This is a genomic window from Nonomuraea sp. CA-143628 (assembly GCF_050942315.1).
Lineage (GTDB): Bacteria > Actinomycetota > Actinomycetes > Streptosporangiales > Streptosporangiaceae > Nonomuraea.
On sequence record NZ_CP192072.1, the window covers coordinates 6,541,033 to 6,563,750 of the forward strand.

Below are 22,718 nucleotides of genomic sequence, written 5' to 3' on the forward strand. Positions count from 1 at the left end.
CGTGCTATCTCGCCTGAGGAGCGGCAGATCCGGAATCTTGGCCATCCGCTGGCGTGCTCAAGTCCTCCGGGACGTGCCCGCGCAGCAGACGTACGCCTACGGCGATGAGCCAGCAGAAGCCGGTCAGCAGGGACAGGTGTTCGAGCAGACCGGCGGGGGCCGGTCGCCAGAGGCCGAGGGTGTCGAGGCGGTAGGCGATGCCGGCGGCGAACGCGAAGACGATGATCAGGGTGCCGGACAGGTGGGAAGAGACGGCCCAGCCGCGGCTTGCCGCTCCCAGCCGCCGGGCCAGGACGAACGCGGCGGCGCTGAGCCCGGCGAATAGCGCGAAGCCGGCGACCTGGTGGATGAGGCCGCTCGTGGTGACGCCGGCCGGCTGCCCGGGCGGGTAGCCCAGTGCGGGGTCGGTGGGCACCAGCCCGGCCACGACCAGGCCGGCCGCGGCCGTTCCGAGCAGGATCGGCCCCCAGGTGGCGCCACGGCCGCCGTGCAAGGCCTGGCGCAGCCCGGCCGCGAAGGCCAGCAGCAGCAGCCCGCCGACCACGAAGTTGATCGTCTGCAGCCAGGCGCGCTCGCCGGTGCCGAGCTGGCTGGCGCCGTGGTGCCACAGGCTGTACCCGGGGCGTGTGGCACCGTCGGCCCACAGCAGCGTCGGCATCAGCACTCCGACGGCGATGCCGCTGCCGAGCAGCGGCTTGAGGGTACGGGGGGTCATTGGGACGTCCTCCTGATTCTCCGTGACCGCAGCGGGTCGCGGGCCGACCAGACTTCCCGGCTCACCATCGGCAGGCCCCGACGGGGGCGCGTACTTGATCAATACAGGTATTTTAGCTCATACTAAAATAACTGCAAGAGATGAGGATCGAGTGTGACCGAGCAGGGATCGTCGCTGGAGTGGGTGGAACGGGTCGCCATGTACCTGGCGCGCGACGGGGTGCCGCCCATCGCCGGACGGGTGCTGGGCTGGCTGATGGTCTGTGATCCGCCTGAGCAGTCCGCCGGACAGATCAGCGAGGCCATCGGCGCCAGCCGAGCCTCGCTGACGTCGAATCTGCGGCTGCTGTGCAGCATGGGCTTTTTGACGTGGCGGACCCGGCCCGGCGAGCGGACCGTCTATTACCGGATGGCCGACGACGCATGGGAGGTCGTGGTGCGCCGTCAGATCGCCTCGATCGCCTCGTTCCTGGACATCACGCGTGACGGCCTGAGCCTGGCCGGGCCAGGTGACGAACGGATCCGGCAGGCGCACGCCACGTTCGAGTGGATGGCCAAGGTGTTCGACGACGCGCCCTCGCTGCGCGTCGATGAGGAGGAGGCGACATGACCGGACGGGCCGTCGTCGTGGGCGCGGGCATCGGCGGGCTGGCCGCCGCCTTGGCCCTGCACCGGATCGGCTGGCAGGCGCTCGTGTTGGAGCGGGCGGCCGAGCTGGGCGAGATCGGGGCGGGCATGTCGCAGGCGCCCAATGCGCTGCGTGCGCTCGCCGAGCTGGGCGTCGCCGAACAGGCCCGCGTGGCCGGCGTCCCCACCGACGCCTCGGGCAACCTACGTGCCTGGGACGGCCGGTACCTGCAGCGCGCCCGGCCGGGCGATCCGCGTCCGCTGCTCGCCTTCCACCGCGCCGACCTGCACCGGGTGCTGCTTGAGGCGCTGCCCGCCGGATGGGTGCACACCGGCGCGGAGGTCACCGAGGTGCGGCAGGACGCGACATCGGCGACTGTCTCCTGGGACGGCACGCAGGTCAGCGCGGACCTGGTCGTGGCCGCCGACGGCCTCCGCAGCACCCTGCGCCGCCAGATGTGGCCGGATGCTCCGCCGCCGCGCTTCCTCGGCCGCACCGCCTGGCTGGGCATCGCCGAGGTGCCCGGCATGCCGGGCAGCGTCACGCTCGGCCCGGGCGGCTACGTCCTCATCCACCCGATCGCCCGCGGCCGCGCGTACTGGGCCTACGTGACCACCGCGCAGGCGCCCGGCGTCCGCTACGAGCGTGAGAAGGCCGAGGTGGCAGGCCGGATCGGCGACTGGCACGACCCGATCCCAGCGCTGGTCGAGGCCACTCCGGATGACGCCGTCATCCACATCGATATCCACCAGGTGCGGGCGCTGCCCACCTACGTCCGCGGCCGGGTGGCGCTGCTCGGCGATGCCGCGCACGCGATGAGCCCCGATCGCGGCCAGGGCGCGGGACAGTCGATCGAAGACGCGGTCGTGCTCGCCGCCGCGCTCGCCGGCGAGCCCACGATCGAGGACGCGCTGGGCCGCTACGACGCCGAACGCCGCCCGCGCACCCAAGCAACCGCCCACGGCGCCGCCAAGGATGGGCGACGGCTCACCTCCGAGGCCGCCCACCGGGCGATGGTGACCATGCTGCGCCTGGTGCCCGCTGCGTTGTGGCGCAAGGGGATCGCCGCCGACGGCAACGCCACCTGGCGCTGGCAACCGCCCCACCTGTCGGTACCCGGCCGAGGGCCCTCGAGAAGCTAGGGGTTCTGCTACAGGTCGGTGGTCAGAAACGCGCCGATTCTCGCGGCAACCCGCGGATAGTCCGCGCCGAACCAGATCATGTGGCTGTCGGCGCGGCTTTCCACCAGCTCGGCATGGGGCATCGCCGCGGCCAGGGACTCGGCGTGGGCGAAGGGCACCGACCTGTCCTGGCGGCTGGCGATGACCAGCGCGGGCTGGCCGACCTGCGCGGCGCAGTCCGGCACGGGGAGCATGTCGGCGACGAAACCGCTGCCCGAACGCATCAAGGTGAACAAGCCTGTCAGCGTGGCCCGTTCGGCGGTGGACAGATTCCCCAGAAACCGACCCGCGGGCAGGACCGACAGATCACGCACCAGCAAGCGCAGCGCCAGAGACGGTGCGACCCGGAGCAGGGAGCGCATGATCGCCCACGTGCCGGCCTCCAGCCGGGCGTGAAACGCCACCCGCCCACCCAGCCGGACCAGCCAGTGAGGCCAGGGCAGGAACGCGACGGCGCTCTCCAGGACGACCCGCTCGACCAGCTCGGGGTGGCGGGCGGCCATGGCCAGCGCGGTGCGCCCACCGGCCGAGACACCCACGACCGCCGCCACACGCTCGACGCCCAAGGTCCGGCACAGCTCGGCGGTGACGTCGGCGAAGCCGGCCGCCGTGGTGCCGGTGGACAGCGGCGTACGTCCATAACCAGGGCGCGACGGCGCCAGCACCGTGAACCCGGCCTCGGTGAAGACCTCCTCGCCCAGCGGCAGGCTCGCTCGCGCATGACCGCCGTGGAACACCACGACCGTCCTGGGGCCGTCGCCCTCCAACCGGTATTCCACCCTGCCTTCCGGCAGGTGTGCGACGGCCGTGCCGCGTTCGGCAAAGGCCGCGGAGGGAGTGGACACCATGGCACCTCCTTGTAGGGAACGGGGGTTACGGCTTTCGGGCCAGCGGACGGGCCCAGGCCTGCGGCGGGTCGGAGGGGCAGGCTCGGCACGTACAGTCCTCAGCACGAGCAGCACCGGGCACGGTCAATCCCGTTGGCGGATCTTGCGGGTGACGCTTCCGTACCAGGTAGGGACCTCGCGCTCGTCGTCGAACCAGCGGGCCACCACGATGTCGGTGGAGGAGTGCAGCAGGATCGACAGCACGATGGTCACGGCCACGATCTGGAACGCTTGCTGCGCCGCGACGATGCCGGAGGCGAGCACGAGCAGGCCGTACACGACGGAGGCGAAGCCCTTGGGGCCGAACCAAGCCACCGCCGCCTGCTCACGCACCGACAACCCGGAGCGCAGGAAGGACAACCAGATCGCCAAGGGGCGGGCCAGCACCAGCGCGAGGATCGAGAACAGCCAGCCCTGCCAGCCCACCGAGCCAAGCAGCGCCGGTGTGATCAGCGCGCCGAACACCAGCAGCGCCGCCAGCTTGAACACTTCGGCGATCAGCTCGCCGAAGTGCTCGAACGACTCCCGCTGCCGCGGCCCGAAAGTGGCCACGGTGATCCCGGCCGAGAACGCGGCCAGGAACAGGTTCCCGTGCGTGGCCTTGCCGACCGCGAGCACGAGCAGGCCGATGGCCAGGGCGTTGAGCGGCTCGTACTGCGTGGAGGCGGAGAACCAGCGGGTCTGCTCCAGCTTGATCGCCGCCCACGGGACGGCTACCCCGATGAGAATGCCCAGCCCGAGCTCCAGCCCCAGCGCGCCGAGGTGCAAGTCGTCCGTTCCGGACGCGATCGCCAGGAAGAGGATGACGAACGGCAGCGCCAGTCCGTCGTTGACGCCGGACTCGACGTTGAGCAGCTGCCGCAGCCGGGGCGGCACCTTCTCGTTGCCGACCAGGGCGGCGGCGAACACCGGGTCGGTAGGCGCCAGGATCGCACCGATCAGCAGTGACTCGATCCAGCCCAGGCCGAGCAGGTAGTGCGCTCCCACGGCGGTGATGACCAGGGTGAGCGGCAGTCCCCAGCCGAGCGCCCGCCCCGGCAGCCGCCAGGCGCCGCGCAGCTCTGGCCAGCCCACTCGCATGCCGTCGGTGAACAGCACGGTGAACAGCGCCAGCTCGGCGAGCGTGGCGACGAGGTCGTCGCCGGGCCGCAGCGAGATCACGCCCAGTACGCCTTCGCCCAGGACGAATCCGGCCACCAGGAACAGCGCCGCCGTGGACAAGATGGTGCGGTGGGCCAGGCTGGAGAGCAGCACGGCCAGCAGGAGCACGGCTGCGAACACCGTCAGCAGCGTGCCCATCAGAGGCACCGAGAGAAATAGGGCACCAGCGCCTCCGGTCGGAATCAACGACACGTCATTGCCGACCAGACTTCCCGGCTCACCCAGCATCACCTTAACAGCCGCGATGCTCCCGGAAACAGATGATTTCCTGACGTGCACGTCGGCAGCCGCGGCACAACGACGCGGCACAACGACACTGTGCGAACCACCGGTCCCACTCTGGGCGATCTTGACGGTGCTTGATACGTTGTCTACAGGTGAGCCGGGAAGTCTGGTCGGCATGTCCTGTTTCCGTTGGGTGAAGGACGTGCCCCGATGCGTGCCCGTGATCTGCTTGCCGACTTCTCTACCATCCAGCTCGACTCTCCTGTGATCGACGCGGCCAGGATGCTGGCCGAGCAGGGTCTGCCCGGCCTTATCGTGGTGGACGACGACGGCTCGCCGTTCACGATCCTGCCCGGCACCCAGGTGCTGCGGCTGGCCGTGCCCGGCTATTGCCAGGACGATCCGGCGCTGGCCCGGGTGGTGGACGAGGCGCACGCCGACACCTTCCTGAACGCGCTGGACGGCCGCACCGTACGAGAGGCCCTGCCCCGGCAGCAGCACGAACTGCCGGTCACCGACCCCGATGCCACCGTGCTGGAACTGGCCGCGCTGATGGCGCGCACCCGCAGCCCACTGGTGGCCATCCTCGGCGATGGCCGGCGGCTGATAGGGGCGGTGACACTGCGGGCGCTGCTGGACCGGGTGCTCGCCGGATGACGGCGTTCGCCTGGGTGAGCGTTGCGGTGTTCCTGGCCGCCTACACGCTGATCGCCACGGAGAAGGTCCACCGGGTCGCGGCCGCGCTGGGCGGGGCGGGGATCATGCTGCTGATCCACGCCACCGGCGCGGAGGCGGCATTCTTCTCCGAGCACTCTGGGATCGACTGGAACGTCATCTTCCTGCTGCTCGGCATGATGGTCATCGTCGGCGTGCTCAAGCAGACCGGCGTCTTCGAGTACCTCGCTATCTGGGCCGCCAAACGCGCCAAGGGCCGGCCGTTCCGGCTGATGGTGCTGCTGGTGCTGATCACCGCCGGGGCGTCGGCGTTGCTGGACAATGTGACCACGGTGCTGCTGATCGCGCCGGTGACCTTCCTGGTGTGCGAGCGGCTCGCCGTCAACCCGGCACCGTTCCTGATCGCCGAGGCGATGGCCTCCAACATCGGCGGCACGGCCACCCTGGTCGGCGACCCACCCAACATCATCATCGCCAGCCGCGGAGGCTTGAGCTTCAACGACTTCCTCATCCACATGGCACCGATGGTCATCGTGCTGATGGCGGTGTTCGTCGGGCTGTGCTGGCTGATGTTCGGCCGCGGGTTCCGTTACGACCCGGAACGCGCTGAGGAGATCATGGCGCTGGACGAGCGCGAGGCCATCGCCGATCGGCGATTGTTGTGGCAATCGCTGGCCGTGCTGACGCTGGTCATGGCGGCGTTCGTGCTGCACCCGGTGCTGCACTACGAGCCGTCGGTGGTGGCCCTGTTGGGCGCAGGCGTGCTCGTGGCGGCGACCAAGGTGACCACCGAGCAGGCCATCGCCGAGGTGGAGTGGCCCACGCTGGTGTTCTTCGCCGGGCTGTTCGTCCTGGTCGGTGCCCTGGTAGAGACCGGCGTCATCGGCGCGCTGTCCAAGGCCGCAGTCGCGGCGACCGCCGGGCAGCCGGAACTGACCACGATGGGGCTGCTCGGCGTATCAGCGGTGCTGTCGGCCATCGTGGACAACATCCCGTACGTCGCCACGATGAGCCCCATCGTCGAGCAACTCGTCCAGGCCAACGGCGGCCACCAGGTGCTGTGGTGGGCGCTGGCCTTCGGTGCCGACCTGGGCGGCAACGCCACCGCGGTCGGCGCGGCGGCCAACGTCGTGGTGCTCGGGATCGCCGCCCGCAACGGCACCCCGATCAGCTTCTGGCAATTCACCAAGTACGGCCTGATCGTCACGACGGTCACCGTCGTCCTGGTCGCGCCTTACTTGTGGCTGCGTTATCTCATGTGACCCGTCCCGGCCGCTTCCAGCCGACAGGGCCGGCCACCGCCGCCCCACGGCGCACTGGACGCCGCGCCATCCGTAGCTTAATTTATTTACGAAGCGGTATCGTAAATAAATTAGGGAGTCTTCATGGAAACCGACGTACTGGTGGTCGGAGCCGGGCCGGTGGGCTTGGCGCTGGCGTGCGCGCTCCTGCAGCACGGCGTCTCAGTACGCGTGGTGGACAAGGCTCCGGGACCGGCCACCACGTCGCGGGCGAACTTCGTGCACGCGCGCGGCTCGGAGGTGCTGGACCGGCTGGATGCGCTCAGCGGCCTGCCCGAGGAGTCGGTGCGAGCCATGAACATCACCACCTACGCCGGGGACCGGCCGATGATGCGTATCCGGTTCGGCGACTCCGGCCTGCGCACCGCCGCGCCCCCGATGGTGATCTCCCAAGCGCGGGTCGAGGCGCGGCTGCGCGACCGGCTGACCGCGCTGGGCGGAATCCCGGAGTGGAACGCCGGGCTGGTCGAGGCCGAACAGGACGCCTGCGGCGTCAGCGCGGTGCTGGCCGACGGCTCCACGGTGCGGGCGGCATGGCTCGTCGGCTGCGACGGGACCGGAAGCACGGTACGCAAGCTGGCCGGCATCGGCTTCCCCGGCGTCAGGCTCAGTGAGCGTTTCCTGCTGGTGGACGCCCATCTCGACACGACCCTCGACCGCTCCGGCACCAGCGGCTGGGTGCATCCGGACGGCATGTTCGGCGCCATGCCGATGCCGGGCGGCCAGTGGCGCCTGCTCGCCTACGACCCCGGCTTCCGCGAGGAGAAGCCGACCGAGGAGCAGATCGTCGAACGCATGCGGCGCATCCTGCCCGAACGCACCGGCCTGCCCCGTGTACGGCTGCTCGACGCTACCTGGGGGTCACTGTTCACCGTGCACCGCCGCCTGGCCGACACCTACCGGCGGGGCCGCATCCTGCTGGCCGGGGACGCCGCGCACGCGCACGCCCCGTTCGGCGGTCAGGGCATGCTGACCGGGCTCGGCGACGCCGAGAACCTGGCCTGGAAGCTGGCCGTGGTGGTCCAGGGCCGGGCCGGTGATCGCCTGCTGGACGCCTACGAGGCCGAGCGGCGCCCGCTGGCCACGCAGGTCCTGCGCGGCAGCACCGCCGCCACCAAGGTGAACATCGCCGCCAACCCGCTCGGCCGCCTCCTGCGCGACCGCGTGCTGGTGCCGGTGTTCAACATCGCCTGGCTCCAGCGCTGGGCCACGTACACCACCTCGCAGTTGTGGGTGAGCTACCGGCGCGGCCCGCTCGGTGGGCGCGGCCGCAAGCCTCGCCCCGGCGACCGCATCGCCGACCTGGCCTGCGTCCACCTCGACGGTACCCGAACCCGGCTGCACGCCGAGCTGCGCGGACGCTGGGTCGTCCTCGGCGACGAGGAGTCCTTCAACGCGGCCCGCGATCGGCTCGGCGATCAGGTGGTGCATCTGAGGCCGGCGGACCCGCGGCCCACTATGCTCATACGCCCGGACGCCCACCTGGCCTGCAAGGGCGGCCCGGCCGACCTCACCGACTGGCTGGACGGAGCCCTCCGATGACCGCCGCCCGAGGACGCGGACGGCCCCGCGACCCCGAGACCGACGCCGCGATCCTGCGCGCGGCGCTGGAGCTGTTCATCGAGCGCGGTGTGGAGGGCACCAGCATGGAGCAGATCGCCAAGCGGGCAGGGGTGGGCAAGCTGACCGTCTACCGCCGCTGGAGCACCAAAGAGGACCTGATCGCCCAGGCGATCGAGCAGACGGTCCGCGCCGACCTCGTCCCCTCGCCCGCCGACGTCCAGGCCATGGCGCCGCAGGAGATCATCGAACGCTCCCTTCCCGCGGCGGCGGAGATGGCCGCGAGCCCGGCCTTCCGCGCCTTGACGGCCCGGATGATGGGCTCCGCCGTCAGCCATCCGTCGTTGATGGCCGCCTACTGGGAGCACTACATCCTGCCCCGCCGCCGGCTGGCCGCCGCGATGCTCCAGCGCGCCCAAAAGGACGGCACCGTCGCGCCGGACGCCGACCTGGACGTGCTGATCGACATGATGGCCGGAGCGGTGACCTGGCGGGTGCTCCAGCCCGACCCGCCGGATGCCGCCGGAATGCTGCGCTACCTCAAGGCTGTCTACCGCCAGGCCGGTCTGTACCAACCATCTCAAGGACCGTGACCGCGGTGGCGGCATCGCCCTCGGCGCGAATGCGATAGCTGAAGGACAGCGCGTTCGGCCATGACCCGGGCTTTGATCTCCATGTTGAAGGCGATGGCCAGAGCGTCGCCTTTTGGGCAATGGCGGCGGGGCTGCGGTTGGGGACGCTGTGCTACATCCGCCACATCGAACTCGTTGGGATCAACGTCCAGTGTGTTCAGCCCTTGATGTAGCGCCGGGCCATGTAGCGGCGTACGGGAGGCAGCGCGGCCAGGCGCAACGGCACCTGGCTCAGCCACAGGACGAAGGGATTGGCAGGGGCGTAGACGCCCTTCACTCGACGGCCCAGCTTCTGCTTCTTGTCCACTTCCGGGCGCAGTCCCGCCTCCCACGCGGTGAGGGCGGCGTGGATGTCGCCGGGGTTGTCCTGCAGCGCCGTACCCAGCAGGTCGGCGCCGCCGACAGCCAGCGAGGAACCGTAGCCGGCGAACAGGGTCACGCACCAGGCGGCGTCGCCCAGCAGCACCACCCGGCCACGACTCCACCGGTCGAGGACCATCTGACTGATGGTGTCGAAGTAGACCGACTCGGCCGTCCGCATCCCCGCCAGCACCTCGGGCACCACCCAGCCCAAGTCGCCGTAGACGGCGGGCAGCACCGTGTGCGGATCGTCTTGTGGTGAGTCGATGCCGCGCGTGGTGCGGTAGCCGAAGAAGGCGACGTTCCTACCGTCTCCGACACTGATGACGGCGACGGTACGGCCGCCGGCGGAAAGCGTGCCGGTGGTTCCCTCCTCGATGGCCGCGGGCCGCTTGTCGAGCATGTAGACGGCGACCATGTGCTCCAAGCTGAGGCGATAGTCCTCTTCGGGGCCGAAGGCCAGGGCGCGGGTCGCCGAATGCAGGCCGTCCGCCCCGATGAGCAGGTCGGCGTGTTCCGTCGTGCCGTCGCTGAGGGTGACGTGTACGGAGTGATCGTCTTGGGTGACGGCGGTGAGGGTGGTGCCGAAGCGGATCTCGGTGGTGTCGCAGACCGCCTCGTACAAGACGATCTCCACGTCGCCGCGCAGGATGTTCATCGACCTGCTGCCCATGGTGGCCGCGATGGTCTCGCGGGTCAGGGAGAAGTCCCGTTGCCCGTTGGCCTTGTGGTAGACGAGCTCCTTGGTGACGAAGGCCTTGGCCTGCAGGGCTGGCAGGATGCCCATCCGTTCGGCTGCGTCGTAGCCGATGCCCCCAAAGGTGACCCCGTACCCGCCGCCCCGGCGTTGGGGCGCCCGTTCGATGATGAGGCTTTCCCAGCCGATCTGGCGTAGCCGCAGGGCGGCGGCCAGGCCGGCGATGCCTGCTCCGATGATGATGGCGCGCATGAGTGTCCTGTCTATGTCGCGGTCTCGGTGATGTCTGCGGTGATCTCGGGGTGATTCGAGTGGTGTCAGAGCTGGTCGAGGATCTGTCGTTCCTTGACGGGATCGAGCCAGGTGTCCGGCGACGGCGCGTCGGGGCGCGGCGTGGGATCGCCTTCGGCCTGCAGCCAGGCCCAGGTGCCGGCGATCGTGTCCCGCAACGGGCGGCAGGTCAGGCCGGCGGCGAAGGCGGCCGTGACGTCGGCGTCCTGCATGCCGGTCGGCGCCGGGTCGTGGGGGAAGCGCAGTCCGAGTTCCATCCCCAGCGGCAATCCCTCCTGGTGCAGCAGCTCTGCGGGCGCCCACACCAGCTCGGCGTCGAACCCGGTCACCGCCAGCGCGGTCTCCAGCAACTCATCGATCGTCACGGCGCCGGCGCGGCCGGTGACGTTGAAGGCGCCGCCGACGCCGTTCTCGGCGGCCGTCAGCATCCAGGCGGCCATGTCGCGGGCGTCGATGTACTGCAGAGGGGCGTCGGCGGGGCCGGGGGCCAGCACCCGGCCGCCCTTCTCCAGACGGCGCAGCCACCACGGGATGCGGCCGACGTCCTCGTACGGGCCCAGGATCATGCCGGCCCTGGCCAGCAGGGCACGCTGGCCGAACTCTTCGAGGGCGGCCAGTTCGCCGCCGCGTTTGGCGGCCGCGTAGTCGGCGGCGTCCTCACTCGCCGGGTCGCCGTCCACCAGCGGGGCGCTCTCGTCGGCGGCTGGCGGCCATGGCCAGCGGTAGACGCCGCGGCTGGAGACGTACCCGTAGTGCCCGGCCCGGCCGGCCAGCAGACGGGCGGTGTCGGCGACCACGCGCGGCGCCCAGGCCCAGGTGTCGATGACGGCGTCCCACTCTCGCCGGCCCAGGGCGGTGCGTACCGCCGTGGTGTCGGTGCGGTCGGCGATCAGGGCCTGGACGCCGGGTTCGGGGGCACGGCTGAGGCCGCGGTTGAGCGTCGTGACCTCGTCGCCGCGCTCCAGCGCGGTCTCCACGATGGCGCGGCCGACGTGATGAGTGCCGCCGAGAACGAGGAGTTTCACAGATAGCTCCGTTGAGCAGGGGGCGCCTTACATAGCCGGTCCGCGCCGCGAGGTGGGGTTTGAGGCCGGTGTCAGGACGTGCCGGTGACGACGGGCAGCCAGAGCGCGGAGGGGCGGCCGGGGTCGTGGAAGATCTCGTGCTTGGACGGGCGCAACTCGCGCGCCCGTGCCAGGGGTTCGCCGGTGCCGGGGTTGCGGCCGAAGCGCGGATGGGCGCCGCTGGAGACCTGCAGCCGGATCCGGTGGCCGCGCCGGAAGCGGTGGGCCAGCGGCCACAGCTCGATGTCGACGGCACGAACATCGCCGGGCTCACCGCCGGGTTCACTCAGCCGCACGATCCCGTCGCACAGGTTCGTCGAGCGGCCGCGCGGCGACACCTCACACAGGCGGGCGAAGTAGTCGACGTACGGGTTATCGGAGCGGGCGTGCAGCCGGACCCGGACCGGGCCGATCACCTCGACGTCGCCGGCCAGCGGCTCACTGGTGAACGTCAGCACGTCCGGCCGGGCCTCGATGGCGCGGTTGTCCTTGCGGCCTGCTGACCAGCTGACCATGGTCCCCCCGATCGTGGGGGTCGGGTCGGCGGGGTCGTAAAGATAGACGCTGGGCGCGCCGCCTGCGGTCGGGTCGTCCGCCTGGCGGGTGTCCAGGCGGCCGTGCGGGTGCAGGTGCCAGGCGGTCGGGTGGTGCGGCGGCGGCCAGTCCGGCAGGTCCGTCCACCGATCGGCGCCGGTGACCTGCACCCGCACGCCGACCGCCCCTGCCTTGCCCGTCAACGCGGCGTCCAACGCGGCCAGCGCGTCCTTCATGCCGGGGCGGGTGTAGAGGCCCTTCCCGTGCCCCCACGGCCCGATGAGCAGCCGGACCTGGCGTCCCGAGGCCCGCAGCGCGGCGTAGTCGGCCAACATGCCGGGCAGGAAGAAGTCGTCCCAGCCGCCCTGCAGACGCACCACCGGCGGCATCCGCACGACGTTGGCCCGATGGTCGGTCCTGGCCCAGTAGGCCTCGTCCGGACCGTGCTCGAGCCACTCGCGCCACCAGGTGACCTGGTGTCCCGTCAACGTTGTGTCGGCCTCGTTCAGCGGGAGCGTCAACGCGGCGCGGCGCAGCGTGCGCGCGGCACCGAACAGGGCGAGCAGCTGGCGGGTAACGGAGTAGCCGCCGGTGAACATGTGGTCCACGAGCTGCACCCAGCCGAGCGCATTACCCAGCGCGAAAGCGCCGCCCGGGTACATGAAGCGGTGCGCGAACTCGGCGGGGGCGTCCTGGATGACGGCGATCTTCCACTCGGGAATTTCGCGGGCGGCCAGCTCCCACTGCGCGTACCCGAGGTAGCTGGCTCCCCAGGTGGCCAGCTGGTCGCCGAACCACGGCTGCGCTCGCAGCCAGGTGAGGGTGCCGTCGGCGTCGGCGGGGTCGATGGTGAAGCCGTCGAAGCGGCCGCCCGATCCGGCGGTGCCGCGCAGGCTTTGATACAGCACCTGGTAGCCGCGCTCGGCCAGCAGTGCGGGCATCTGGTCCAGGGCGTTGCCCCGGCCGTACGGGCTGCGCAGTAAGACCAGCGGCGGCCGGTCCACACCCACCGGGTAGTAACGGTTGGCCAGCAATCGCACGCCGTCTGCGGCCGGGATCACCAGGTCACGCTCAACTCGTACCGGATACCGGTGCTGGGGACGGACGTCGAACAGGCGGCTGAGCAGGCTCATCGGGGTTCACCTTTCACGGGTCGTGACTCTTGCTCGCCGACCAGGCTTCCCGGCACACCATCGACCCGCCGCAAGGCGGGCGATCCACCGACAATACCGAATTTTCGATAATTTCTGAAGACTCAAATCATTGGCTATCCTGCCACACGGAGGTGGCGCGTGGACGACGGGCACGAGCAGTGGCAGGCGGCAGAACGGCTGGCGCTGACCCTGACCGAGGGCGGGATGCAGCGGATGCACGCGCGGACGCTGGCGGTGTTCCTGTTCACCGACGCCGAGGCGGTCACCATGGGCGAGATCGGCGACCGGCTCGGCGTCAGCGCCGGCTCGGTGTCCGGTGCGGTCAAGGGGTTGCTGTCGGTCGGGCTGATCGAACGCCTGCCCGCACCGGGCAGCCGCCGCGAGCACTACCGCATGCGTGACGACGCCTGGCCCCGGCTGTTCTCCACCCAGAACGCCGCCGTCCACGCCATGCTGCAGGCCGCCGAGACCGGCATCGCCACCACCACCTCCGGCGACCCGGCCCACGCGCGCCTGATGCGGATGCGCGACTTTTATGAGTTCCTGATGGGGGAACTGCCCGGCCTGCTGCGCCGCTGGGAAGAGCAGCACTCACCCCGCTGAGCCTGCCGCCCTCCCATACCCACACCCGATCGATCACACCTGACCGGGCCCGAGCCACGACACCGACGGCAGCCGTGCAACGGGGGCAGGCAGACCACTGTCCAGCACAGGCCGACAGGGATAGGCTGACACCAGGTGAGCCGGGAAGCCTGGTCGGCACGTCCACTCCGCATCGAGTGATCGAGACGAGGATGTGCCCGTGCGCTCCCGAAACCCCCACCCCCACAACGTGATGGCGCCGCATCTCAGCCTGCGCCCCCAGCCATGACGGCGCATCCGCTCCGCAGCGCGGCGACGCCGGTCATCGAGATCGCTCACCTGAGCAAGCGCTATCGCGACGTGACGGCCGTCCACGACCTCACCCTGCACGTAGGACAGGGGGAGATCTACGCCCTGCTCGGCCTCAACGGCGCCGGCAAGACGACCTTGATCCGCATGCTGCTCGGCATGATCGCCCCCACCTCCGGGACGGTACGCGTCCTGGGCGCCGACGTCTCAGCCGGCGACCGCTCCGCCTGGGCGAACGTGGGCTACCTGGTGGAGGCCGCCGCCGCCTACCCCGAACTGACCGTCCGCGAGAACCTGGACGTGGTCCGCCGGCTGCGCCGCCTGCCCGCCACCGCCGACGACATCATCGAACGACTGGCCCTGGCCCCGTACGCCAACCGCCGCGCCCGCACCCTGTCGCTCGGCAACCTGCAACGCCTGGCCCTCGCCAGAGCCCTCATCCACGTCCCCGCCCTGCTCATCCTCGACGAGCCCGTCAACGGCCTGGACCCCGCCGGCGTCGCCGAGATCCGCACCCTGCTGGCCGATCTGGCCCACCAGCACGGCACCACCGTGTTCCTGTCCAGCCACCTGCTGGCCGAGGTCGCCCGCCTGGCCACCCGCATCGGCATCCTGCACAACGGCCGCCTGCTCGGCGAGCACGACGCCGGCCACCTGGATCGGCATCGCCGCCGCCACCTGCGCCTGGTCACGCGCGATGATCATGCCGCCCAGGCGGTGCTGCGAGCGCACGGCTATCACCCCGAACCCGCCGCGCCGGCCGGCCTGCTGCTCGCCGACGAGCGCGCCCTGGCCCAGCCGGAGCAGGTCGCCAGCGTCCTCGTGCACGGCGGAGTGCCGCCCACCGACCTGCACCTGCACGAAGAAGACCTCGAAGCCTTCTTCCTGCGCACGATCGGAGCGAGCCCGCAGACCCCGCACGACGACCCGGCGGCAACCAAGACGGAAGCCGGAAAGGGGTCGGCGGATGCGTGAGGCGCTGTGGGCGGAACTGCTGAAAGCACGGCGCAGCCGCCTGCCCTGGATCACCGCGCTGGCCTTCACCATCGCCACGCTGGTGTGCGGGATGTTCATGTTCATCCTGGCCGACCCCGGCCGCGCCCGCGCGTTCGGCCTTCTCGGCGGCAAGGCCCAGCTGTCCGGCGCCAGCGCCGACTGGCCCGGCTACCTCGCCCTGCTCGCCCAGGCCGTCGCCGTCGGCGGCTTAGGCGTCTACGGGCTGATCACCATCTGGCTGTTCGGCCGCGAGTTCAGCGACCACACCGCTACCGATCTGCTCGCTCTGCCCACCTCCCGCACCGCCATCGTGACCGCCAAATTCACCATCGCCGCCCTCTGGGCACTGCTGCTGGCCCTGCTGCTCGCCGGACTCGGTTTGCTCATCGGCACCCTGCTCGCCCTGCCCGCCTGGTCGGCGCCGGCCGCGATCGACGGCCTCGCGCGCATCCTGGCTGCGGCCACGCTTGCCGCGCTGACCACCACGCCGCTGGCCCTGGCCGCCAGCGCCGGCCGTGGCTACCTGGCCGCCGTCGGCGTCCTGTTCGGCATCATCTTCGCCTCTCAGGTCATCGCCGCGCTCGGCTACGGCGCCGTCTTCCCCTGGTCGGTGCCCGGCCTGTACGCCGGCATCGCCGGAACGGGGCAGGCCCCGCCCGGCTTGTTCGGCCTGCTGCTGGTGACGGCTACCGGCGCGATCGGCGCTGCCGCTACCGCCGTGTGGTGGAATCGCGCCGACCACACGCGCTGACCCGAACCAACCCGTGCCGCGGCTGACCCGGCCAGCCCACAACGCCGATGTCGACCAGTCCGGCCTGCTGCCCTGTCGAAACGCCGGGACACACCTGCGATGCAACATGCCCGCTGTGCCAGCCAACGTGCCTTACGCGGCCGAATATGAGCTTCCACCGCCGGCGCACCATCCTGCGTATCCACTACGCGTTGGTCCATCTCACCGACGGCCGGTTTGTCGCCGAGACCGTGACGCAGTGGGGGTGGTCCAACCCCTCGAGCTTCACCGAGGTAGTCGGCCGGACTCCGGGCCGATACCAAGCGGATCTGCGCGGCGGCGCGAAGTAACCACGCCCGCCCCGCGTGCGTGCGGCACATTGGCGGGTTTCCGGTATTCGTGGCCATTTATCGATGGTCGGCGATCACTGCCGGGTCCCAGAGTGATGGTCGGCATACCGCACTCTCTTCAAGGAGGTCCGCAAACGGATCGTGCTGGCGGAACTGGAACGCCGGTTCACCTCTCCCGCGGCGAACCGCCTCTCCGGCGAACTCGCCGCCGGAGGGAATCAGGCAACAGCCGTGATCGCGGCTTCGAAGGTGGGTGCCCTTCATGCCGCCGCGGTGAGGAATCGCGTCTGGATCTGGACAGGCGGCCATCGCCTCGTCGCGCCCGGTTATGAGCGGGGTCGCCCGGGCGATGCCGCGCTGGATGGCGCCGGGGTCGGCGGTGAGGTGGCTCAGGACGAACGCCTGCCGCGTGCTGAGTCCTCGCGTGCGAATCCACTCCTGTCCCGCCGTCCCGGCCGCCGGAGTGCGGGCATTAAGGTCAATACCTTAAATAGCTGAGCCGCATATCCTATTTATGGCTGGAGTATCGCAGTTTTCGCCGAAACGCGCAATATGCGTGACAAAAAATGACATTCGCGCTTTTGGGCAACAATAAGCATTTCTCGGAGGCAGATGCCCGGTAATGATGAGCCGTGATGTCCCCCCCCAACATCGATTCGACAGGAGAGCCGATGAGAAGACTGCTGACCGCCATCGTCGTCGCGGCGGCCGCCGTCATGTGTCTTTCTCCCTTCCCGGCAGAAGGATCGGCACGGATGCTCGGCCCCAGCTCGAACGTCTGCGCGAACGCCCCCATCCCCACCGGCTCGATGCCGACGGCCTACTTCGACTGGTACCAGTGTGGCCAGCCCGGCACCATCTACTACAACGCGAAAACCCTCCAGGTCATCAGCGACACCGCCGCGGGCGGCACGGTGACCACCTGCATCACGCCTCCGCCTCCGGCCGGGTTCTATGCCACGGCGCTGTCCTACTCCTTCAACTGTGAAATCAGCAAGACCCCCAACGGCGTCCTCAACAACCAGCAGACCCTCACCAACATCAACGGTCTGCCCTCCGGCCGCACCCTCATCATCTGCGGCGTCCAATCGGCGCCGCCCGGCTGGACCGTCGTCGCCGTCGTACAGACCTACCTGTGCGTGTACCCCCGGGGCGGCGGGATCGGCGACAACGCCGTATCGATCCGCAAGCTCTGAGCCCCACACGGTAACCGAGCCTGACACCCCAGCCCAGGAGGTGTCAGGCTCGGATCATTGACGCCCAGGATGCGCCGAGGCTCTCTACAGCAGTCTCAACGCGCTGCGGACATCGCTGAGGAGGGTGGTCATCGCCCGCTCGGCGGCGTCCGGGTCCCCGGCGCAGATGGCTTCCATGACGGCCTCGTGATAGCCGATGGTCTCGGGGACCGGGTAGTCGGAGCGGCCGTGAGTCGGTGACTCCCTGAGGACCTCCGCGATCGGATCGGCGAGGGCGGTGTACATCCCGTTGCCGGAGGCGCCGAGGATGATCCGGTGGAACTCGATGTCCGCGGCGAGGTAACGCATCGGGCGATGCGTCGTGCCGTAGCGGCGCATGTCCTGCGCCGCGGCGCGGAGTGCCTCGCGCTCGTCGGCGGAGGCCCGCAGGGTGGCCAGGTGCGCCGCGATCGGCTCGATGCCAAGGCGCAGCTCCGTGAGCGAGCGGAGCTGGGCGGCGCGGTGCTTGCTGTCCAGGCGCCAGCGGATCACCCGGGTGTCGTAGACGTTCCACTGCCGCTCAGGCGAGATGCAGATGCCGGTGCGGCGCTGTGAGGTGACCATGCGCAGCGATTCCAGGATGCGCATGCATTCACGCGCCACCCCTCTGGAGACGGAGTATCGCTGTTGCAGGCTCTCCAGGGTGAGGACGGATCCGGCGGGCAGTTCTCCGCTGACGATGTCCGAACCCAGTGCGTCGAGAACCGCCGAATGGAGAGTCGCAGCCGACATACGATCACCCTACTCGTCACCGGGACGGCCATTCGCCGCCCCGCCCTGGGGCCGGGCCGTTCGGACGACGTCGTGCCGGGGACTCATGCCGGGCCGAGCGGGTACGGTCACCGGTCAGTTCTCCGCTTCGAGGGTCCTGCGGCGCTGACGGACCAAAGGCAGCGCCGTACTGATGAGGACAAGTATCGTCAGAGCGAGCAGCACGACGGCCGTCGGCGAGGAGGCGAAGATGCCGAAGCCGCCGTCGGAGAGCACCAGCGACCGGCGGAAGTTCGTCTCGAAGATCGGGCCCAGGATGAAGGCCAGCACGATCGGCGCGGGCGGGACACCGATGCCCCGCAGGAGATAGCCGGCCAGGCCGGCGGCCACCATGACGGCGACGTCGAAGGTGTTGCCGTTGATGGTGTACGCGCCGACGATGAGGATCGCCACGGTGAGCGTGGACATCACGGCGGGCGGGATCTTGGCGATCCGTACGAAGACCGGCAGCAGCGGGATGTTCATGACGAGCAGGATCAGGTTGCCGACCACCATGGAACCCACCACACCCCAGAAGATGTCCGGGTGGTCGGAGATCAAGGTCGGCCCCGGGGTGACGCCCTGGATCAGCAGCGCGCCGAAGATGACGGCGAGCACGCCGTTCGGCGGGAATCCGAGCGTGAGCAGCGGGATGAAACTGGAGATGCTGGCGGCGTTGTTGGCTGTCTCCGGCCCGGACACCGCCTGCGGCGCGCCGTGGCCGAACCGCTCCGGCGTACGGGAGATCTTGCGCTCCACGCCGTACGAGACCAGCGACGCCAGCACCCCGCCGCCACCGGGCACCAGCCCGAGCCCGGTGCCGATCAGCGAGCCCCGGCCGATGGCCCCGGTGTTGTCCTTGAGGTCGCGGCCCGTGGGCAGCACCCGGCCGACGGCGTTGGTCGTGGACACGCCGCGCCGGTTCTCGACGATGTTGACGAGGATCTCGGTCAGCCCGAACAGGCCCATGATCACGGCCACGATGTCGATGCCGCCCATGAGGTCGGGCACGCCGAACGCCCACCGGCTCGCGCCCGACATCGGGTCCTGCCCGATGGAGGCCAGCAGCAGGCCGATGCCCACCGCCACCAGCGATTTCACCATGGTCCCCGCGGAGGTGTAGGCGACCAGGATCAGGCCCAGGAGCGCCAGGACCGTGTATTCGGGCGAGCCGAAGTTCAGCGCGAAGCCGGCCAGGGCGGGGGCGAACAGCACCAGGCAGCAGGTGGCGACCAGCCCGCCGACGAAGGAGCCGATGGCCGCGAGCCCCAGCGCGCGACCCGCGTGGCCCTGCCGGGCCATTTCGTGCCCGTCGACGGTGCTGACGACCGAGGCCGCCTCACCGGGGATGCGCAGCAGCACCGAGGTGATGGTGCCGCCGTACATGGCGCCGTAGTAGACGCCGGCCAGCATGATCACCGCGGTGGACGGCTCCAGGCCGAACGTGATCGGGAGCAGCAGCGCGACGGTCGGCGCGGGGCCGAGGCCGGGCAGGACCCCGACCATCATGCCGACGGACACGCCGAGCAGGACGAACAGCAGGTTCTGCGGGGCGAGGGCCACCTGCAGCCCGTCGGCCAGATTCTGGAGGATGTCCATGACTACCGGATCCCGGTCAGGGTGCCCAGCGGGGTGGGCACGTGGAGCAGTTCGATGAAGACGACGACGATCCCCGTCGTGATCGCGGCCGCTCCGATCAGGCTGCGGACAGGGGCGGTCCTGGTGATCACGATGAACCAGTAGAGGCAGGTCAGCGCCGTGGTGACGGTGAGCCCGAGCAGGGTGAGCATCGGCGGCGTCAGTGCCAGCAGGGGAAGGGCCGCCGCGACGGCGAGCCCGTCGGCGCGCGTGATACGGCTGACCCCGTCGATGACGAGGCGCGGGTTCAGCAGCGCCGTCAGGGTGAACGCGAGGGTGGCGGCCGAGACACAGCCGATCCAGAACCCGGGACCGGGTTCGGCGGGGCCGCCGAAGTCCAGTGTGGTGAACGCGCCGGTGGTGGCGACGGCGGCCAGGAGCGTCAGAAGCGCGAAGCCGATCCGGCCGGACCGGAGGTCGGAAGGAGCGGCCATGTCAGCCGCGCTTCTTGGCGTAGTCCGAGGCCGCCTGCCGCAGCAGCGTGGTGACCTGGGCGCCGTCCATGAAGGAGGCGGGCGCCACGCCCTTGCCCAGACCGGTGACGACCTTCTCGGACGTCATGCAGGTCTTCATCGCGCCCGCCAGCCGGCCGACGACGTCGTCCGGGGTCTTGGGCTGGGTGGCGAGGAACCAGAAGGAGTCGGCGTACGGAAGATCGGCATACCCCAGGGACTTCAGCGTCGGCACGTCCGGCATGGTCGTGATCGGCTCGGTGGCGGCGGTGGCGAGCACGCGCACCTCGCCAGACTGCACGCGGGGGAGTACCACCGCGGCGTCGGCCGACAGGTAACCGGCCTGCACCTCGCCGGAGAGCACGGCCGTCATGGTGCCGCCGTTGCCGTCGAAGGGCACCGGCGTGAGCTTCAGCCCGGTGGAGCCGATCAGGGCGCCGGCGGAGATGCCCGGCACGCTCGTCTTGCCCGGGATCCCGAGCTTGACGGCGCCGGTCTTGGCGGCTGCGAAAAGGTCCTTCGCCGTCTTGAAGGAGGAGGCCTTCGGCACCACGAGGACGACCGGCGCCGTGCCGATCATCCCGACCGGCCGGAAGCTGTCGACGGTGTAGCCGACGTCGCCTTCCAGGATGGGCGGCAGGACGGCGTTGGCGGCGGTGGTCGACACGAGCGTGTAGCCGTCGGCCTTGGCGCGGGCGAACACGCCGTTGCCGACGGCGCCGGATCCGCCCTCGCGGTTCTCGACCACGATGGTGGCCTTGAGCTGCTGCTCCAGGCAGGGTGCCAGCACACGCGTGGACAGATCGGTGGACGACCCCGCCGGGACGGGGACGATGATGGAGATCGATTGCGAGGGATAGCCGGAGGAGGACGGGGCCTCGGTCAGGGAACAACTCGTGACGAGCAGCAGTCCGGCCGACGCCGCGGCCGGGATGGTACGCAACCTCATGGTGCGGATCTTTCTCGAGGTCGCCCGCGCCGGGGGAGGGCGCGGGCTCGGTCATTTTGATACGCCGGGTGGGAACACGTGGGTGTCGTGGTCCGGGATGCGCGGCAGCCATTCGGCGCTCCAGCGCTGTTCGATGCCGTCGCGCCAGCTCGTGGCCGCCGCGGTCAGCTCGGCCACGAGGTCCGGGTGCTCGGTGGCCCGGTTCACCGTCTCGCCGGGGTCATCGGCGAGATCGGCGAGGAACACCGGCTCGGCCGGGGGCAGGCCCTCTTCGAGCTGGCCGTCCAGGACGAGCTTCCATCGGCCGCGCCGGGTCGCCGTCTGCACGCCCTGCTCCCAGAACAGGTGCTCGTGCGGCGATCGGGCGCCGTCGGTGAGCACGGGCAGGACGTCGTGGCCGTCGCACTCGTACTTCTCCGGCTCCCCGCCCGCCGCGGCGAGCACGGTGGGGAACACGTCCATGGCGGCCAGCGGTTCCTCCACCACCTGCCCCGCGGGGATCACGCCGGGCCAGCTCACGATGCCCGGTACCCGAATGCCGCCCTCGAAGAGGCTGAACTTGTGGCCCTTCAGCCCGCCGGAGCTGCTGGCGCGGTACGGAGTCTGGCTGCCGTCCATCCAGTTGCGGATCTCGCGGGACGGCCCGTTGTCGGACATATAGAGCACGAGCGTGTTGTCCAGCACGCCTTGGCGATCCAGCTCGTCCATGACCGCGCCGACGGCGTCGTCGAGCGCGCCGATCATCGCCGCCATGATCATCTGATCCCATGGCAGGTGCGCGAAGCGTTCCTTGTACTTCGCCGGCGCGTGCAGGGGATAGTGGGGGGCGTTGAACGGGACGTACAGGAAGAACGGCGACCGCGCCGCGGCGGCCTCGCGCACGGCGCGCGTCGCGCGGTCGGCCACCAGGTCGGTGAGGTACTCACCGTCGAGGTGGATCTCGCTCCCGTTCTCCCAGAGGTCGTGCAGCGGCGTGCCGAAATAGGTCTCGCCGTTCATGCTCACCCGGCGGTTGTTCGGGCTGTAGTGGATGTGCGAGTAGTAGTCCACAGCCCCGGCCAGATGCCCGAACGTCCGGTCGAACCCGTGAGCCTCCGGCCGCGATTCCGGGGTCAGGCCCAGATGCCACTTTCCGACCAGTTCGGTGCGGTAACCGACCTCCCGCAGCGCGCTCGCGAGCGTCGGCACGTCCTGGCTCAGGCCCGGCGTCGTCCGATACCCCTGCAGAATCGACCGTACGCCCGCGTTCCCCGGATATCGGCCGCTGAGCAGGGCCGCCCGCGAGGGTGAGCAGACCGGCGAGTTCGAGTACCAGTTGGTCAGCAGGGCGCCCGAGGCCGCCAGCGCGTCCAATCGCGGCGTTCGCACCGTGGGTGATCCCATGCACGACAGGTCGCCATAGCCGTGGTCGTCTCCGACGAAGATCACCACATTCGGCCGGTCAGGTCTCGGGCTCACAGCCATCGATCCGTACTCCCCATTCCTTGCGATTGCCGGGAAAGGTAGCATCTTCGGCCGAAAGGTACAATCTTTTGGCGCGGGGGCGATGTCGCCCTGCACGTCCGTGCCGGGTTGCGGACGATCGGCGTACGCGGACGAATCGAATCTCCCCTGTGGGCTTGACCTTGACGCTGCGTCAGCCCTCCATGCTGGCTGCCAAGGA

The 22,718-nt window shown here is 70.1% G+C and carries 23 protein-coding genes; 12 read left to right on the top strand and 11 right to left on the bottom strand.

The window, feature by feature from the left end; translation table 11 throughout:
* Positions 1 to 4: 4 nt before the first annotated feature.
* A complete protein-coding gene (locus tag ACQP2T_RS29960) occupies positions 5 to 715 on the bottom strand; it encodes a DUF998 domain-containing protein (RefSeq protein ID WP_433519390.1) in 711 nt (236 codons plus the stop codon).
* Between the two features lie 153 nt (positions 716 to 868).
* Between ACQP2T_RS29960 and ACQP2T_RS29965 the strand changes: the two genes are divergently transcribed.
* Together ACQP2T_RS29965 and ACQP2T_RS29970 are read left to right on the top strand one after the other, a co-directional pair.
* Positions 869 to 1,324: a GbsR/MarR family transcriptional regulator gene (locus ACQP2T_RS29965; protein WP_433519391.1), complete on the top strand. Its 456-nt coding sequence runs from the start codon at positions 869 to 871 to the stop codon at positions 1,322 to 1,324.
* Positions 1,321 to 2,484: an FAD-dependent monooxygenase gene (locus ACQP2T_RS29970; RefSeq protein WP_433519392.1), complete on the top strand. Its 1,164-nt coding sequence runs from the start codon at positions 1,321 to 1,323 to the stop codon at positions 2,482 to 2,484. The genes ACQP2T_RS29965 and ACQP2T_RS29970 overlap by 4 nt, the downstream gene beginning before the upstream one ends.
* A gap of 8 nt (positions 2,485 to 2,492) precedes the next feature.
* On the opposite strand, the gene ACQP2T_RS29975 is transcribed toward ACQP2T_RS29970, so the two are convergent.
* Positions 2,493 to 3,371: an alpha/beta fold hydrolase gene (locus ACQP2T_RS29975; RefSeq protein WP_433519393.1), complete on the bottom strand. Its 879-nt coding sequence runs from the start codon at positions 3,369 to 3,371 to the stop codon at positions 2,493 to 2,495.
* 123 nt (positions 3,372 to 3,494) lie between these two features.
* A complete protein-coding gene (locus ACQP2T_RS29980; protein ID WP_433519394.1) occupies positions 3,495 to 4,709 on the bottom strand; it encodes a cation:proton antiporter in 1,215 nt (404 codons plus the stop codon).
* A gap of 297 nt (positions 4,710 to 5,006) precedes the next feature.
* Between ACQP2T_RS29980 and ACQP2T_RS29985 the strand changes: the two genes are divergently transcribed.
* From ACQP2T_RS29985 to ACQP2T_RS30000, 4 genes are all read left to right on the top strand, one after another.
* Positions 5,007 to 5,453 carry a CBS domain-containing protein gene (locus ACQP2T_RS29985; protein ID WP_433519395.1) on the top strand — a complete coding sequence of 149 codons (447 nt, stop codon included), beginning with the start codon at positions 5,007 to 5,009 and terminating at the stop codon, positions 5,451 to 5,453.
* Positions 5,450 to 6,733, top strand: coding sequence for an ArsB/NhaD family transporter (locus tag ACQP2T_RS29990; RefSeq protein WP_433519396.1), 1,284 nt, complete (start codon positions 5,450 to 5,452; stop codon positions 6,731 to 6,733). Before ACQP2T_RS29985 ends, ACQP2T_RS29990 begins: the two co-directional genes overlap by 4 nt.
* Positions 6,734 to 6,856: 123 nt before the next feature.
* Positions 6,857 to 8,314, top strand: coding sequence for an FAD-dependent oxidoreductase (locus ACQP2T_RS29995; protein ID WP_433519397.1), 1,458 nt, complete (start codon positions 6,857 to 6,859; stop codon positions 8,312 to 8,314).
* Positions 8,311 to 8,925 (top strand): TetR/AcrR family transcriptional regulator, encoded by a 615-nt coding sequence (locus tag ACQP2T_RS30000; RefSeq protein ID WP_433519398.1) that lies wholly within the window; start codon positions 8,311 to 8,313, stop codon positions 8,923 to 8,925. The genes ACQP2T_RS29995 and ACQP2T_RS30000 overlap by 4 nt, the downstream gene beginning before the upstream one ends.
* Positions 8,926 to 9,121: 196 nt before the next feature.
* Here the strand turns inward: ACQP2T_RS30000 and ACQP2T_RS30005 are convergent, their stop codons facing one another.
* The 3 genes from ACQP2T_RS30005 to ACQP2T_RS30015 form a co-directional block, all read right to left on the bottom strand.
* The gene (locus ACQP2T_RS30005) at positions 9,122 to 10,273 is read right to left on the bottom strand and encodes an FAD-dependent monooxygenase (RefSeq protein ID WP_433519399.1); all 1,152 of its coding nucleotides are present in this window, start codon (positions 10,271 to 10,273) and stop codon (positions 9,122 to 9,124) included.
* A 65-nt stretch (positions 10,274 to 10,338) separates the two neighbouring features.
* Positions 10,339 to 11,337, bottom strand: coding sequence for an NAD-dependent epimerase/dehydratase family protein (locus ACQP2T_RS30010; protein WP_433519400.1), 999 nt, complete (start codon positions 11,335 to 11,337; stop codon positions 10,339 to 10,341).
* 71 nt (positions 11,338 to 11,408) lie between these two features.
* Positions 11,409 to 13,043 (bottom strand): CocE/NonD family hydrolase, encoded by a 1,635-nt coding sequence (locus tag ACQP2T_RS30015; protein WP_433519401.1) that lies wholly within the window; start codon positions 13,041 to 13,043, stop codon positions 11,409 to 11,411.
* Positions 13,044 to 13,202: 159 nt separating this feature from the next.
* Here ACQP2T_RS30015 and ACQP2T_RS30020 point away from each other — a divergent pair, with 159 nt between their 5' ends.
* The 6 genes from ACQP2T_RS30020 (at position 13,203) to ACQP2T_RS30045 (ending at position 17,227) form a co-directional block, all read left to right on the top strand.
* Positions 13,203 to 13,667 (top strand): GbsR/MarR family transcriptional regulator, encoded by a 465-nt coding sequence (locus tag ACQP2T_RS30020; protein WP_433519402.1) that lies wholly within the window; start codon positions 13,203 to 13,205, stop codon positions 13,665 to 13,667.
* A 264-nt stretch (positions 13,668 to 13,931) separates the two neighbouring features.
* Complete coding sequence (locus tag ACQP2T_RS30025; protein ID WP_433519403.1) at positions 13,932 to 14,930, top strand: ABC transporter ATP-binding protein; 999 nt, start codon at positions 13,932 to 13,934, stop codon at positions 14,928 to 14,930.
* Positions 14,923 to 15,702, top strand: coding sequence for an ABC transporter permease (locus ACQP2T_RS30030; protein ID WP_433519404.1), 780 nt, complete (start codon positions 14,923 to 14,925; stop codon positions 15,700 to 15,702). Before ACQP2T_RS30025 ends, ACQP2T_RS30030 begins: the two co-directional genes overlap by 8 nt.
* Before the next feature lie 146 nt (positions 15,703 to 15,848).
* The gene (locus ACQP2T_RS30035) at positions 15,849 to 16,031 is read left to right on the top strand and encodes a hypothetical protein (RefSeq protein WP_433519405.1); all 183 of its coding nucleotides are present in this window, start codon (positions 15,849 to 15,851) and stop codon (positions 16,029 to 16,031) included.
* Between the two features lie 141 nt (positions 16,032 to 16,172).
* Complete coding sequence (locus tag ACQP2T_RS30040) at positions 16,173 to 16,529, top strand: hypothetical protein (RefSeq protein WP_433519406.1); 357 nt, start codon at positions 16,173 to 16,175, stop codon at positions 16,527 to 16,529.
* Between the two features lie 173 nt (positions 16,530 to 16,702).
* Complete coding sequence (locus ACQP2T_RS30045; RefSeq protein WP_433519407.1) at positions 16,703 to 17,227, top strand: hypothetical protein; 525 nt, start codon at positions 16,703 to 16,705, stop codon at positions 17,225 to 17,227.
* Positions 17,228 to 17,311: 84 nt separating this feature from the next.
* Here ACQP2T_RS30045 and ACQP2T_RS30050 read toward each other — a convergent pair whose 3' ends face one another.
* The 5 genes from ACQP2T_RS30050 to ACQP2T_RS30070 form a co-directional block, all read right to left on the bottom strand.
* Positions 17,312 to 17,998: a FadR/GntR family transcriptional regulator gene (locus ACQP2T_RS30050; RefSeq protein ID WP_433519408.1), complete on the bottom strand. Its 687-nt coding sequence runs from the start codon at positions 17,996 to 17,998 to the stop codon at positions 17,312 to 17,314.
* A gap of 114 nt (positions 17,999 to 18,112) precedes the next feature.
* Entirely contained in the window at positions 18,113 to 19,615 is a 1,503-nt protein-coding gene (locus ACQP2T_RS30055; protein ID WP_433519409.1) for a tripartite tricarboxylate transporter permease, read from the bottom strand.
* A 2-nt stretch (positions 19,616 to 19,617) separates the two neighbouring features.
* Complete coding sequence (locus ACQP2T_RS30060; protein WP_433519410.1) at positions 19,618 to 20,088, bottom strand: tripartite tricarboxylate transporter TctB family protein; 471 nt, start codon at positions 20,086 to 20,088, stop codon at positions 19,618 to 19,620.
* A 1-nt stretch (position 20,089) separates the two neighbouring features.
* Positions 20,090 to 21,055, bottom strand: coding sequence for a tripartite tricarboxylate transporter substrate binding protein (locus ACQP2T_RS30065; protein ID WP_433519411.1), 966 nt, complete (start codon positions 21,053 to 21,055; stop codon positions 20,090 to 20,092).
* 51 nt (positions 21,056 to 21,106) lie between these two features.
* Positions 21,107 to 22,513 carry a sulfatase-like hydrolase/transferase gene (locus ACQP2T_RS30070; RefSeq protein WP_433519412.1) on the bottom strand — a complete coding sequence of 469 codons (1,407 nt, stop codon included), beginning with the start codon at positions 22,511 to 22,513 and terminating at the stop codon, positions 21,107 to 21,109.
* Between the last annotated feature and the right edge of the window lie 205 nt (positions 22,514 to 22,718).

Coding starts and splice junctions, on each gene's coding strand:
- ACQP2T_RS29960 (WP_433519390.1), bottom strand. CDS start 715: ATGACCCCCCGTACCCTCAAGCCGCTGCTCGGCAGCGGCATCGCCGTC.
- ACQP2T_RS29970 (WP_433519392.1), top strand. CDS start 1,321: ATGACCGGACGGGCCGTCGTCGTGGGCGCGGGCATCGGCGGGCTGGCC.
- ACQP2T_RS29975 (WP_433519393.1), bottom strand. CDS start 3,371: ATGGTGTCCACTCCCTCCGCGGCCTTTGCCGAACGCGGCACGGCCGTC.
- ACQP2T_RS29980 (WP_433519394.1), bottom strand. CDS start 4,709: ATGGGCACGCTGCTGACGGTGTTCGCAGCCGTGCTCCTGCTGGCCGTG.
- ACQP2T_RS29985 (WP_433519395.1), top strand. CDS start 5,007: ATGCGTGCCCGTGATCTGCTTGCCGACTTCTCTACCATCCAGCTCGAC.
- ACQP2T_RS29990 (WP_433519396.1), top strand. CDS start 5,450: ATGACGGCGTTCGCCTGGGTGAGCGTTGCGGTGTTCCTGGCCGCCTAC.
- ACQP2T_RS29995 (WP_433519397.1), top strand. CDS start 6,857: ATGGAAACCGACGTACTGGTGGTCGGAGCCGGGCCGGTGGGCTTGGCG.
- ACQP2T_RS30000 (WP_433519398.1), top strand. CDS start 8,311: ATGACCGCCGCCCGAGGACGCGGACGGCCCCGCGACCCCGAGACCGAC.
- ACQP2T_RS30005 (WP_433519399.1), bottom strand. CDS start 10,273: ATGCGCGCCATCATCATCGGAGCAGGCATCGCCGGCCTGGCCGCCGCC.
- ACQP2T_RS30015 (WP_433519401.1), bottom strand. CDS start 13,043: ATGAGCCTGCTCAGCCGCCTGTTCGACGTCCGTCCCCAGCACCGGTAT.
- ACQP2T_RS30025 (WP_433519403.1), top strand. CDS start 13,932: ATGACGGCGCATCCGCTCCGCAGCGCGGCGACGCCGGTCATCGAGATC.
- ACQP2T_RS30030 (WP_433519404.1), top strand. CDS start 14,923: ATGCGTGAGGCGCTGTGGGCGGAACTGCTGAAAGCACGGCGCAGCCGC.
- ACQP2T_RS30035 (WP_433519405.1), top strand. CDS start 15,849: ATGAGCTTCCACCGCCGGCGCACCATCCTGCGTATCCACTACGCGTTG.
- ACQP2T_RS30045 (WP_433519407.1), top strand. CDS start 16,703: ATGAGAAGACTGCTGACCGCCATCGTCGTCGCGGCGGCCGCCGTCATG.
- ACQP2T_RS30050 (WP_433519408.1), bottom strand. CDS start 17,998: ATGTCGGCTGCGACTCTCCATTCGGCGGTTCTCGACGCACTGGGTTCG.
- ACQP2T_RS30055 (WP_433519409.1), bottom strand. CDS start 19,615: ATGGACATCCTCCAGAATCTGGCCGACGGGCTGCAGGTGGCCCTCGCC.
- ACQP2T_RS30060 (WP_433519410.1), bottom strand. CDS start 20,088: ATGGCCGCTCCTTCCGACCTCCGGTCCGGCCGGATCGGCTTCGCGCTT.
- ACQP2T_RS30065 (WP_433519411.1), bottom strand. CDS start 21,055: ATGAGGTTGCGTACCATCCCGGCCGCGGCGTCGGCCGGACTGCTGCTC.